We start from the raw sequence: 13827 nt of genomic DNA on the forward strand, positions 1-13827 counted from the left end.
AACCTAACGTTTATACATTAGTTTAGACTACCGGGTTTTGGTGGTTGAGAAAAGTCATGATTCGCATTAAGTATGCTCTCGAATTCCGCTCTTCTTATCTCGGTTGCGCCCAGTGAAAGCAGGTGATTTGAACGAACCTGGCAATCGATAAGTTGGTAATCTAACTCAGCTAATCGCTTGGCAAGAGTTATAAAACCGAGCTTAGAAGTATTTGGCTCCAAACTGAACATAGACTCGCCGTAAAATACTTTATTAATAGCTAGCCCATAAAGCCCTCCAACCAGTTTATTGTCACGCCAAACTTCTACACTTTTGCCAAAACCAAGCCTGTGAAGTGCGCAATACGCCTCTCTTAATTCGTCGGTAATCCAAGTTCCTTCAAACTGCCTGCGAGTTTCTCCACACAGGTAAATAACCTCGTCAAAATTTTGGTTGAAAGATACGTGATAATCACCTTTGCGAGCTAATTTCTTCATGCTCTTGGATTCATGCACCTGTTTTGGAAATACCACACAACGTGGATCAGGGCTCCACCAGAGCACCGGCTCGTCTTCACTAAACCATGGAAAAATTCCTCGGCAATAAGCTTCTAAAACTTTTTCCGCCGATAATTCCCCGCCAGCTGCTAATAACCCATTAGGGTTTCTTAACGCTTTGGATGTATTTGGAAACGGGGAATCTTCATCGAGCCAAGGAATATTGATCATTTAACGTAAGCAAACCAAAAAGAATAAAAGACATACTGTAAGCTAAAACAATTATTACAGGACTATTTTCTTTATAGATTAAGTTCTTATTCGTGGATTTTCAGTATGTTTAGTACCGAAAAGAACAATTTTTAAGATGAGAGGCTATTGAACCAAGGTAGGAGAGAGAGAATTGTTCGGTACAAAGCTTAAGCAGGGCGAGATTTAAACCTCGCCTTGCTTGAGTTCGGTAGTGTGGAACTACTTTAGGAACCTCTGATTAACTCATCCATGATTTAATCAGAGGGCAGACATTGAAAATGTGATTTCCAATGTCTTCACAATTTCAATCACTTACCGTTCTTGAAATTGGCGACACATCCTTGTGTCGCGAGAAACTCTAGGTTAATCAGAGTTTCCTACTACATAATTTTAAGAGTTAAAGATCGTCTAGGTATTTCTCAACGTCTAGTGCGGCCTGACAGCCGGCGCCAGCAGAGGTAATAGCTTGACGATAAACTTGGTCAGCAACGTCACCGGCGGCAAATACGCCAGGAATGCTGGTGCTGGTTGCAAATCCTTCGGTGCCGCTCTTAACGTTAAGGTAGCCGTTGGTCATTTCAAGTTGGCCGCGGAAAATATCGGTATTTGGTTTGTGGCCAATGGCGATGAATACACCAGATACTTCGATATCTTTAGTAGATGAGCCGGTAGTGCTCTTTAGACGCAAACCAGTAACGCCTTTCTCATCACCAAGCACTTCTTCTAAGGTTGAGTTCCACTCAAACTTAATATTGCCAGACTTAGCTTTTGCGTAAATTTTGTCTTGCAAAATTTTCTCTGAACGAAGTGAGTCACGACGGTGAATCAAAGTAACTTCTTTACAGATGTTTGATAGATACAAGGCTTCTTCCACAGCTGTGTTACCACCGCCGATCACCGCAACTTTTTGATCACGATAGAAGAATCCGTCACAGGTTGCGCAGGCACTAACGCCACGGCCAGCAAAAGCCTCTTCGGAAGGAAGACCGAGATACTGAGCAGATGCACCAGTACAGATGATTAATGCATCACAGGTGTATGTATCTGAGCCTTTTAACACAAATGGGCGAACCATTAGGTTTGCTTCTTCAATATGATCAAAGATCATTTCTGTATTGAATCGCTCGGCGTGGGCTTGCATTTCCATCATTAAATCTGGACCTTGCAAGTCGTGGCGACCACCTGGCCAGTTTTCAACTTCGGTGGTGGTGGTTAACTGTCCGCCTTGCTGCATACCAGTAATCACCACGGGATTAAGGTTTGCTCGAGCAGCGTAAATGGCTGCGGTATAACCAGCAGGACCGGAACCTAAAATAATCAGCTTGTGGTGTTTTACTTCGCTCATAATCTATCCTAGTTCAGCAAATTTAGTAGCTTTGGCACCCTGAAATGAGTGCCGAATTTAAATCAGTCAGAGGTCTTAGTTAGACAACAACTGACGTTTCAACGATCTGTTTTCAGGTTAAGCAAATATTTTTTGCTTAAAAATTAATCGTAATCAGAAAAAGTTAGACTGAGTTTCGATTGTTAAACGTTGATTATCTAAAAATCTATACAATGAGATATAATATATAGATCAACAAGTTATTCGGTTTATCAAGAAATTAGTTTAAATACAGATATCAACATTAGAACCTAAAAAAAGCTAATTTATGGGCACTGTATATACTCTAAAAGCAATTTGTTTGTTCAATCAAAAATGCGACTTTCTTAATAAATCCAAACTATAGCAACTGTCAGAAAGTAGGTTGAGTTATTTCAAAAACACAAGAAAAACCGTCTGGTCAATATATTCTACCCGTCTTTATAGCTTTTACTATCAAACACGGTCAGTTGATTGACAAAATAATAAGTTAATCGAGATTAATCAGCAAAATAATCTTGCTTAATAAATGACATAAGTGTTAACAATCAAACTTTCTTGCTTAATTGTTTTTGATTAACTTTAACCACCATGTTAAGAATACTCATCTAGCAAATCACATTTCATGCCGATTTTTATTGATTTAACAGGGAATTAGGATATTGAGTTCCGAAACAGACGCACAGCCAATGACAGCATCCAAATCTGGAGAGGTTCTCTCGCGGTTGATAAAAGAGGGAATTTTGATCGCATGCGTGGCTTTAAGCCTCTTTTTGTTGCTTGCCTTGGCGACCTACAAGAATACTGATCCAGGATGGTCCAGCACGGGTGCAGGCGGTGCCGTGGTTAATGCCGCCGGTGCCATCGGGGCTTGGGTTGCTGATGTGCTGTTCTCAATTTTTGGTTATACCGCATTTCTTTTCCCAATTCTTATTGCGTTAAGGGCCGTTAAAGTCTTCATTACTCGCAATACCGACGGTTTAAACTTTGATGGATTGTTATTTGCGCTGAGATTTATTGGCTTTGTGCTGGTAATGATTTCAGGTACGGCTTTGGTATCTCTGAAGTTTGGTCTGGAAGCCAGCAATTTACCTTTCTCAAACGGTGGCATTTTAGGCGCTGCTGTAGCCGAATCCATCGAAAGTGCTTTCAGTTTCACCGGTGGTATGGTGATTTTGTTAGCGCTATTTTTATTTGGTATCACCATTTTTACCGATCTTTCATGGATTCGTCTTATGGATAGAATCGGTGCGGGCGTGTTGTCTTTGATTCAATCGATCAAAACACGCCGTGATAGAAAGAAAAAAGACAAACAAGAGTTGGTTATAGCCCGTGAGGCTGCTTTTGAACGTTTGCAAAGCCGTAAACAAAAAGAACTGCTCTTGCAAAAAAGTGAACCCGTTGAGATTTCTATGCCAACAAAGCCGGTTAAACGGAGCGAGCGTGTAGAAAAAGAAAAACAAACCAAACTCTTTGATGCACCAGTGGAAGGCGAGCTGCCACCTATAAACTTGCTTGATCCCGCCAACGAAAAGGACAGACGTGGCTTCTCTCAGGAATCCCTAGAAGCCATGAGTCGCATGCTTGAGCTTAAACTGCAAGATTTCGGTATCTCAGCCGAAGTTGTAGCTGTTATGCCCGGGCCGGTGGTTACTCGATTTGAATTGCAACCGGCTGCTGGAGTTAAAGCAAGCCGAATTACCAACTTAGCGAAAGATCTTGCGCGCTCGTTGGCGGTAATCAGCGTTCGTGTAGTTGAAGTCATTCCCGGAAAATCCGTAGTTGGTATCGAAATTCCTAATGAGCATCGTCAAATGGTGCGCTTGAGCGAAGTTCTTGCTTCAGAAGAATACGACAAATCCAAATCGGCTCTTACTCTGGCGTTGGGTCACGATATCGCGGGCGAACCGGTGATTGCCGATCTTGCTAAAATGCCGCATCTGTTGGTTGCTGGTACGACAGGTTCTGGTAAGTCGGTGGGTGTGAATGCAATGCTGCTGAGCTTGCTGTTCAAATCAACTCCCGAGCAGGTTCGGCTTATTTTGGTCGATCCTAAAATGCTGGAGCTCTCGGTTTACGAAGGTATTCCTCATCTATTAACTCCCGTAATTACCGATATGAACGATGCCGCAAACGGTTTGCGTTGGTGCGTTGGTGAAATGGAACGCCGTTATAAGTTGATGGCAACCATGGGGGTGCGCAACCTCGCTGGTTTTAACCGCAAGATTGAAGATGCCATCAAAGCCGGTGAGCCTATCAAAGACCCTTTGTTTGTTCCTGAAGAGAATTACGAAGCGGGTGCCGAGCAAGCAACAGCCCCAGATCTAGAAACCTTGCCGTTTATTGTTGTTGTGATCGACGAATTTGCCGACATGATGATGATCGTCGGTAAAAAAGTGGAGCAGTTGATTGCACGAATCGCTCAAAAAGCTCGTGCGGCGGGAATTCATTTAATTCTGGCAACTCAACGGCCGTCTGTCGACGTTATTACAGGTTTGATTAAGGCCAACGTTCCAACACGAATGGCCTTCCAAGTGTCTTCTAAAATCGACTCTCGAACCATTCTTGATCAGGGTGGGGCAGAGCAGTTATTAGGTCATGGTGACATGCTGTATTTGCCGCCGGGCAGCGGTGTTCCTGTGCGTGTCCACGGTGCCTTCGTTGATGATCACGAAGTTCATAATGTGGTAGAAGATTGGAAGCGCCGTGGTGAGCCTAACTATCTCGATGAAATTGTTGATGAAAGCACTAACTCAATTCCAGTGCCGGGGCTGTCTACCGAAGGCGAAGATGGCGCTGCCGATGAGTCTGACCCTCTGTACGATGAAGCGCTGGAGTTTGTTACCCAAACGAGAAAAGCTTCTATCTCTTCCGTTCAACGTAAGCTGCGCATCGGCTACAATCGTGCCGCTCGTCTTATTGAGACCATGGAGGCTTCTGGTGTTGTCAGTGAGCCGGAAACCAATGGCAGTCGACGGGTTTTAGCGCCTCCACCACCCAGACAATAGAGCTTTATTACTTCAATAAAAGTAATTTCGCCAAATGCACGGTCTATGGATAACGTAACCACGCACCGTTATCTATTTAGGTAAGATAATTAATGAAACACACAAAAACATGGCTTGTTGCGACGTTTACGTTGTTAACAAGTGGCGCAACTGTTGTGGCTCAAGAGTCGCAAGTTGCTCAAAATCCCCAAGTAGCTCAAAATTTAACGGTCGTACAAGAAGCGAACGTTGCAACTGTCGATGTTGACCAAAATCTCATCAGCAGCTTGAAAGCTCTATTGACGCCTCTTGCGAACTCAAAGGGAAAATTCGAGCAATCGTTGTATGATCAAACCGGTCAGCTCATTCAAGACTCTTCAGGTAACTATGCGTTAAAGCAACCGGGTAAGTTTCGCTGGGACACGTTAGAGCCATTCCCGCAGGTTTTGGTCAGCAATGGTGAAACCATTTGGTTGTACGATCCTGATCTAGAGCAGGTAACCATTAAGCCTTTTTCAGCACAGGCCGATCAGTTACCGATTCGCATTATTAGCGGCGACTATTCTGTGTTAGAAAACGAATTTGACGTTCGCTTAAATACCAAGCCTTCCTCAAATGGTGAGCAAACCTTTGTGTTAATGCCGAAAACCGCCGGGCAAATTTTGAGAGTCGAGTTAAGATTTGGCGCTAATAACATTGAGTCAATGTCAGTTGTTGAATCGGGAAATACACGCACCGAGTTTGTTTTTAAAAACACTCAACCATTAAGCAGTAAAGAACCGACCAGTTTTGAATTTACCGTGCCCGAAAATGCCGATGTGTTTTACGATAACTAACGTATTGCCGCGTTAATGTATGAATAATTCTTTGTTTCCTGAAAGCACATCTCATCAACCTTTGGCAGCACGTATGCGGCCAAGAAATTTTGATGAATATGTTGGGCAGCAACATTTATTGGCTAAAGGGCGGCCTCTAAGACAAGCTATCGAGTCTGATCGGCTGCACTCCATGATATTTTGGGGCCCGCCGGGTGTTGGCAAAACCTCCTTGGCACGCACCATTGCGGAGTTAACCAAAGCTCGATTTGAGACAATTTCCGCGGTTCTCGCAGGTGTTAAAGAAATTCGAGCCAGTGTGGATATTGCCAAGCAGCATCTCGCTCAAACCGGTCGTCGTACCGTGGTTTTTGTTGACGAAGTGCATCGTTTTAATAAATCTCAGCAAGATGCCTTTTTACCTCATGTAGAAGACGGCACCATTTGCTTTATAGGCGCTACCACCGAAAACCCTTCGTTTGAAATCAATAATGCACTCTTGTCACGATGCCGGGTTTATAAACTAAAACAGTTAGAAGAGACTGATTTGCTCTCATTGGTAAAGGCAGCGCTAACCGATTCCGAACGTGGCTTGGGTGAGTTACATCTCACGATTAGTGATGAAGCCCTAGCCTTATTGCTTCATACGGCCTCCGGCGATGCAAGAAAATCTCTTAATTTGCTAGAGATGAGCGTCGATTTATTAGCGCAAGATACCTCTACCATTGACGTTGATATTATGGCCGAAGTGGTAAGCAGCGATGTTCGTCATTTCGACAAGGGCGGTGATCTCTTTTATGAACAAATTTCCGCGTTGCATAAATCCGTTCGAGGCAGTTCGCCCGATGCCGCTTTGTATTGGTGCCTAAGAATGCTCGACGGCGGTTGCGATCCGCTGTATATCGCGCGCAGAGTTGTGCGCATGGCAACGGAAGATATTGGCAACGCTGACCCGCGTGCGTTGGAAATCGCGTTAAACGCTTGGATGACGCAAGAGCGACTTGGCAGTCCAGAAGGCGAGTTAGCCATTGCGCAATCGGTGGTTTACATGGCTTGCGCACCAAAAAGTAATGCGGTTTACAAAGCCTTTAATGAATGTCGAGCCGCGATTGCCTGTCAGCCCAGCTATGATGTGCCCATCCATTTACGAAACGCACCGACCAAATTAATGAAAAATCTGGGTTACGGCGAAGAGTATCGCTACGCCCACGATGAGCCCGGCGCATACGCTGCCGGTGAGAATTATTTCCCCGAAGAACTTGCCGATTCTGAGTTTTATCATCCAACCGACCGTGGTCTTGAACAAAAAATCAGCGAAAAACTCAAGTTTTTACGCACGCAAGACGCAGCAAGTTCCCGCAAACGCTATAGAAACAGGTAAACTAGCGCCCTTGTAATTAAACGATAAGTTACCGAGATTGTTATGTGGCAGTGGTTTGCAGTGGCCTTAGGTGGTGCTTTGGGGGCGAGTGTGCGATTTGGTGTCTCTACCTATTTGTTACCCGTTCAACCCGATAAATTTCCTTGGGCTACCTTTGCCGTAAACATTGTCGGCTGCTTTTTGATTGGTGTGCTTTACACCCTGATCGTTGAAAAACAACTTTGGTCTCATCAGTGGCGGATTATTCTCATCACTGGTTTTTTGGGCGCTTTAACGACTTTTTCGACCTTCTCAATCGAATCGGTGCAATTGTACTTGCGAGGCTACACACTCTTGGCGATCGCTAATACGGTCTTTACAATGCTCGGCTGTTTAACAGCGGCAGCGTGTGGCTTGCATGTTTCTAGTCGTTGGTTGGGATGATCGATCCGTTAATCGTAACGCCGAAACCTATTTAATTGCTCATGCTCTGGTTTAAACCAACGTTTATTACCAGAGATACAACATTCAATTTATAAGTCGAACACAACTTTTATGCTTGATGCAAAATACGTAAGAACCAACCCCGAAGAGGTTGCGGAAAAACTAAAAAAACGCAATTTTAACCTTGATGTTGAATTGGTTAAAAAGCTCGAAGCCGAGCGTCGCGAAATTCAGGTTAAAACGGAATCGCTCCAGCAAGAACGTAACGCCAGAGCGAAATCAATCGGCAAGGCAAAAGCTGCCGGTGAAGATATAGCGCCATTGCTTGCAGCCGTTGATCAGCTAAAGGCAGACCATGCTGCGGCAGAGCTAGAGCTTAACGATATTCAAGCTAAACTCGACGAAATTCTATTTTCCATTCCCAACATTCCTGATGCAGAAGTACCAGAAGGCAAGAGCGAAGACGACAACGTTGAAATTCGTCGTTGGGGTGTGCCTAAAACATTCGACTTTGAACCAAAAGATCACCTCGATTTAGGCACTTCTTTAAGCCAGATGGATATGGAATGTGCGGCCAAGCTCACGGGTTCTCGTTTTGCCGTAATGAAAGGCGACATTGCACGTCTGCATCGCGCTTTAATTCAATTTATGATTAACACTCATATTGAAGAACATGGCTACCAAGAAGCATACGTACCATTTATGGTCAATCGTGATTCGTTATTTGGCACGGGTCAGCTGCCCAAGTTTGAAGAAGATCTATTTAAACTTACCGATGAGCGTGAGTTTTATATGATTCCAACCGCGGAAGTACCATTAACCAACATGGTCCGCGATGAAATCGTTGATGAAGCTAGCTTACCGTTAAAGTTTGTCTGTCACTCACCCTGTTTTCGCAGTGAAGCGGGCGCCTACGGTCGTGATACTCGCGGCATGATCCGTCAGCATCAGTTTGAAAAAGTCGAAATGGTTAAAATCGTTAAACCTGAAGATTCAGAACAAGAGCTCGAATCATTAGTGGCAAACGCAGAAACCATCTTGCAAAAATTGGAATTACCCTACCGTACGGTAATCTTGTGTGGTGGCGATATCGGTTTCTCGGCGGCGCGTACCTACGACATTGAAGTGTGGTTGCCTTCACAACAAAAATATCGCGAAATTTCTTCTTGCAGCAATGTAAGAGATTTCCAAGCGCGCCGCATGAAAGCTCGATACAGAAACAAAGAAACCGGCAAACCGGAGTTTCTGCATACACTTAATGGTTCTGGTTTGGCGGCAGGCCGTGCATTAATTGCGGTAATGGAAAACTACCAAACTGAAACCGGTGCGATTGAAATTCCAAAAGTACTGCAACCCTACATGGGCGGTAAAACCATTATTGAAGCCTAGTATTCGAAACCTAGTATTTAATGATAAAAAACTCTGATTAATCCGAGTTTTTTGCAACACAAGGATGTGTTGCCGATGTAACAATATTAAGCGATTGAAATTGTGAAAAATGAAAAATCGTAATTTCAATTTTTTGACCTCTGATTAAATTCTGGAAGAGTTGATCAGAGGTTCTTACCGTTGGCTTGTCGGTATTCATTAATGCCAATGCCTAACGTATCTAAGATTAAAATTCGAGACCTTCGTTTGAACGATCTACTGAATCATCCGCTGAATAAATCCACCCAAGTATTTTTAGTGGGTGCTGGTCCCGGTGATCCTGAATTACTCACATTAAAAGCTTACAAAGTAATTCGTGCCGCGGAAGTTGTTCTTTATGATCGTCTCGTTTCACCAGAAATTCTCGCGTTAATTCCAGATAAGGCCGAAAAAGTTTATGTTGGTAAGGCTCGCGCCAATCATTCTTTGGCCCAAGACACCATAAGCCAACTACTCGTTGATTACGCAAACGCGGGTAAAATTACGGTACGTTTAAAGGGCGGTGATCCATTTATTTTTGGCCGTGGTGGTGAAGAATTAGAATTATTAGCCAAGAATCATGTTCAGTTTGAGGTGGTTCCGGGAATTACCGCGGCATCCGGTTGTGCCGCTTATTCTGGTATTCCGCTGACACATCGCGATTATTCCCAATCGGTACGATTTATTACCGGACATTTAAAAAGTGGCCAAGTTAACCTGAATTGGAAAGAATTAGCACTTGATCAGCAAACCTTGGTTTTTTACATGGGTTTGGTTGGTTTGGATGAAATTTCAAATCAGCTGATTAAATTTGGCCGCAATGCAAGTACGCCCATAGCCATTGTTGAAAAGGGCACAACACCGGATCAAAAAGTTCATATTTCAACCTTGGGTGAAGTTAATAATCTACTTGCGTCTACAGATATTCACCCTCCAACGTTAATTATTATTGGCGAAGTTGTTTGTCTGCACGATAAGCTCGCTTGGAAATAATATTTATACTTCTGAACTTTTAGGTAACTTGTCTAATCAGTTGGCCAGATTTTATTTCTCTAATATTAATAAATTCTTATATTTGCTCGGTGTCGGTATTTATTTCTTTACTATGAGAGCATAAATTTTAAGTTTTTGTGATCAGAATATTCCTTACCTGTAATGATCTGATATTCCAAGATCTGTTCTTATTTTGGTAGAATTTCTCAATCAGTTTAAATCTGTCAAAATTTTGAATGAGATAGTGATATGGAAATCCGCAGACAAGCTCCCTCGGTTCGTGAAATCATCCGCATAGATGAGACTGGAAAAATTCGTCCGGTCGATACCAAATCTTCCGAACTTATTTCTGTACATTTATCTGAAGAGCGTGTTCGTTTAGAGCGCCGAAGCGGTAGAGACCGCCGGAAAGATCAGGGCGATAGCGTCTTCTGTACTCGAAGTGGTTCCGATCGCCGACGCAGCGGGCGAGTGCAGATCAGTGTTTAATACGTCCAGTTATTTATTAATAGCGTCTAATATTAGTGACGACTATACTTCACCTATCTAATCTAAAAGACAGCGATTAATTCAAGGTATCAGCAAGGCAAGAATGTGCAAAATAAAAAATGCGTGCACATTTCAAAAAATGTAAGTAATTAAACTTGTGATAATGTTGAAGAGCGCATTTTTGATTTCTGATTAACTCACAGATCAGTCAACCAGAGGTTGCTATAGTTAATTTTATTAATTAACTAGAATAATTGTTTCGTGATTAATCGTTCTTGCTACTAAATTATTACAATAATAAATCTCTCAATATTATTGTTGAAGGTTTTTCTTCATACGAGCTCCTTCATAAGAATTTCTCGTGAAATCAAAATTGATCGTCAATTTTTTGTTTCGACAGTTAAAATAACTGAAATTATTAAATAATTTATCAGCGTCTTTTCAGTCTTTGACTACCGTCTAAATTTGTACTGTTCATTCTTTATTCCCAATATCGACAACTTAAAATTAAATCAGTGCCACTGCTCCGGTTTAAATTCGAGTGCATTAATTTCGATATTTGAGGTTTTCTTGAGGTTCGTAAGACCCTAGTTTGAGGTTCTTTTTTTTACACTGTTCATCATGGTTTCGTATGGCTGTTCCGCTTGACTGCGGATCTGTTGTTTTTAGAGCTTTATGTGTAATGGATACCGTATGAATAGTTTCTTCGCTCCTCATTTACCCAGTTCGAATCGAAAAAAATCGCAATTAATATCAATCATTATTCCCTTTTATAACGAGTCTCCTGTTTTGGAACTGTGTCTTTCTCGTCTCGTTAATGTATTAGAAACAACTCAATATCAATACGAGTTAATTTTTGTCGATGACGGAAGCGAAGACGGCGGTGCGCATTTTTTAGAGCGAAAAGCCCGATACATTCCTCAGTTAAAAATTCTGCGTTTAAGTCGAAATTTCGGTAAAGAAGCGGCAATGACGGCAGGTCTGGATCATGTTAAAGGCGATGCCACAATTATTATTGATGCCGATTTACAAGACCCGCCAGAAAAAATTCCAGAAATGTTGGCTGTGTGGGAGAAGGGTGCCAATGTTGTATTAATGAAAAGGCGCACAAGAGACGGCGAAACCTGGTTAAAAAAATTAACTTCCTCTTTGTATTATCGATTTTTAAATAAATTAAGTCATTGCACCATACCAGAAGATGTTGGTGACTTTCGGTTATTGGATCGAAAAGCTGTTGAAGCGCTTAAAACTTTACCTGAGCGTAATCGCTACATGAAAGGGCTCTATGCCTGGATTGGATTAAAAACAGAAATACTGCTTTATGATCGCGATCCTCGTGCGCAAGGTGTTACCAAGTGGGATTATTTGAAATTATTTCGTTTAGCCATTGAAGGCATAACGTCTTTTTCAACATCACCTCTACATTGGGCCTCATTTATTGGTTTTTCTGCTGCGTTGCTGGGCGCGGTTTACGGTGTATGGATCGTTTTAAAAGCCTTGATGTTAGGTGATTCTGTTCAGGGCTTTCCTTCTATTATTGCGGTGATTACTTTTCTTGGTGGCATCCAACTTTTAACCATAGGAATATTGGGCGAATATGTGGGTAAGACCTATATTGAAAGTAAACAACGACCTAATTATTTAATTCAAAAAATAACGGCGGGTGAAGACTACATTCAATCCGGTGTGCAATTTACATCGATGAAGGTAGCGCAGAATGACTAAATCTACTCACTATATTTTTGCTCTTCTAGGTTTTGCGCTACTTTCTCGTCTTTTAGCCATTTATTCTCTGCCGTTAATAGAAACTACCGAACCTCGCTACGCCGAAATAGCCAGAATAATGGCAGAAACCGGTGATTGGATCACGCCATGGTTTAATTACGACGTGCCTTTTTGGGGAAAACCGCCGTTGTCGTTTTGGTGTCAGGCGCTTTCGATAAATCTTTTTGGTGAAAATGAATTTGCCGTGAGATTTCCCTCCTTATTAGTTACGTTAATTGTGCTGGTACTGATTTATCGTGTTAGTAAGCGATTAAGCAATCAACAAACCGGTTTATGGAGTGTGTTGATTTACAGTACCTGTGCCTTAAGTTACGTCTTGGCGGGCGCTGTTTTAACCGATCCGTTTTTAACTTTGGCAACCACACTGGCACTGGCGTCGGTTATTGAAGTTTCTTCACGCACTAAATCAACATTGCAAACACTGTGGAGTTATGGCTTATTCTTAGCTATTGTTATTGGTTTACTTGCCAAGGGTCCAATCGCAGTAATACTACTGGGTGCACCTATTTTTGTGTGGTTAGTGTTTGATCTTAAAAACAGAATAAAGCTCTTTCCTTGGTTGAGCGGAACGCTGTTAACACTGGTGTTGACTCTGCCGTGGTATATTGCCGCTGAGCTGAAAACTCCAGGATTTATTCAATATTTTATTGTTGGTGAGCACTTTTTACGGTTTTTAGACCCAGGTTGGGGTGGCGATTTGTACGGTAGTGCTCATCGTTATCCTCATGGAACCATTTGGTTTTTCGCCGTATGGGCGAGTTTTCCTTGGGGTTTGGTGGCTATGATTCTGCTAGTCGCAAACCTAAAAAAAGAAGGTTTAACGTCATTAAAATTATCTTTCAATGATAACAACGGCGGTTTATTGATAATGTGGATGTTATGGCCCTTGGTCTTTTTTACCATGGCCGGAAATATCCTCTGGACCTACGTACAACCCGCATTGCCTGCGTTTGCCATTCTTCTTGCGTTATCTATTACTAAGTGGATTGAGGTAAACAAAAAATATACACAGTGGGGATTCGTATTTGCTAGTTTATTACCCATAGTGGGTGTTGCGGCCACAATCATCTCTCAGGATAATGATTGGGTGAATCGACAAAAAACGGAGAAAAATCTGATAAGTTATGTCTCAGCCATGCAAGAGAGCAATGATAGCGACGCTATTTTGTATTATGTTGGGGAGCTGCCGTTTTCTGCGCGTTTTTATACGGCAGGGAAGGTCAAGTCAATTAACGAGAATCAGATTGATGCTTTATTTAATCAAACACAAGACCAAAATGTATTTTTAGCGGCGCCTAAAAAATGGGTAAAACGAGAGAAGCTAACCGAAAGATGGCAATTGTCACCCATTTTTACCGATAGAAGATATTCTTTGTTCGATTTATCACAAAGCTCACGGCTAGCAATTAATGTTTCTGCGAACAGTAATAAAAATGATCTGTATAACGGTGAATAA

The 13827-nt window shown here is 42.3% G+C and carries 11 protein-coding genes; 9 read left to right on the forward strand and 2 right to left on the reverse strand.

Annotated features, from left to right (window positions below; translation table 11 throughout):
- Positions 1–17 precede the first annotated feature (17 nt).
- Positions 18–707 (reverse strand): leucyl/phenylalanyl-tRNA--protein transferase, encoded by a 690-nt coding sequence (gene aat / locus ACYQ28_RS02870; RefSeq protein WP_460047933.1) that lies wholly within the window; start codon positions 705–707, stop codon positions 18–20.
- 418 nt (positions 708–1125) lie between these two features.
- Positions 1126–2073, reverse strand: a complete 948-nt coding sequence (gene trxB, locus ACYQ28_RS02875; RefSeq protein ID WP_460047935.1) for a thioredoxin-disulfide reductase — start codon at positions 2071–2073, stop codon at positions 1126–1128.
- A 707-nt stretch (positions 2074–2780) separates the two neighbouring features.
- Between trxB and ACYQ28_RS02880 the strand changes: the two genes are divergently transcribed.
- The 9 genes from ACYQ28_RS02880 (at position 2781) to ACYQ28_RS02920 (ending at position 13827) form a co-directional block, all read left to right on the forward strand.
- Positions 2781–5099, forward strand: coding sequence for a DNA translocase FtsK (locus ACYQ28_RS02880; RefSeq protein ID WP_460047937.1), 2319 nt, complete (start codon positions 2781–2783; stop codon positions 5097–5099).
- Between the two features lie 92 nt (positions 5100–5191).
- The gene (gene lolA / locus ACYQ28_RS02885) at positions 5192–5914 is read left to right on the forward strand and encodes an outer membrane lipoprotein chaperone LolA (protein ID WP_460047938.1); all 723 of its coding nucleotides are present in this window, start codon (positions 5192–5194) and stop codon (positions 5912–5914) included.
- A 19-nt stretch (positions 5915–5933) separates the two neighbouring features.
- Positions 5934–7274: a replication-associated recombination protein A gene (locus ACYQ28_RS02890; RefSeq protein ID WP_460047940.1), complete on the forward strand. Its 1341-nt coding sequence runs from the start codon at positions 5934–5936 to the stop codon at positions 7272–7274.
- Positions 7275–7316: 42 nt separating this feature from the next.
- Entirely contained in the window at positions 7317–7697 is a 381-nt protein-coding gene (gene crcB, locus ACYQ28_RS02895) for a fluoride efflux transporter CrcB (protein ID WP_460047942.1), read from the forward strand.
- Between the two features lie 111 nt (positions 7698–7808).
- Positions 7809–9086, forward strand: coding sequence for a serine--tRNA ligase (serS, locus tag ACYQ28_RS02900; protein ID WP_460047944.1), 1278 nt, complete (start codon positions 7809–7811; stop codon positions 9084–9086).
- Between the two features lie 201 nt (positions 9087–9287).
- On the forward strand, positions 9288–10097 hold the full coding sequence (gene cobA / locus ACYQ28_RS02905) for a uroporphyrinogen-III C-methyltransferase (protein ID WP_460047946.1): 810 nt from the start codon (positions 9288–9290) through the stop codon (positions 10095–10097).
- Between the two features lie 249 nt (positions 10098–10346).
- Positions 10347–10586 (forward strand): hypothetical protein, encoded by a 240-nt coding sequence (locus ACYQ28_RS02910; protein WP_460047948.1) that lies wholly within the window; start codon positions 10347–10349, stop codon positions 10584–10586.
- A 693-nt stretch (positions 10587–11279) separates the two neighbouring features.
- Positions 11280–12311, forward strand: coding sequence for a glycosyltransferase family 2 protein (locus ACYQ28_RS02915; protein ID WP_460047949.1), 1032 nt, complete (start codon positions 11280–11282; stop codon positions 12309–12311).
- Positions 12304–13827 carry an ArnT family glycosyltransferase gene (locus ACYQ28_RS02920; protein WP_460047950.1) on the forward strand — a complete coding sequence of 508 codons (1524 nt, stop codon included), beginning with the start codon at positions 12304–12306 and terminating at the stop codon, positions 13825–13827. Before ACYQ28_RS02915 ends, ACYQ28_RS02920 begins: the two co-directional genes overlap by 8 nt.

The organism is Sessilibacter sp. MAH1, from assembly GCF_054658315.1.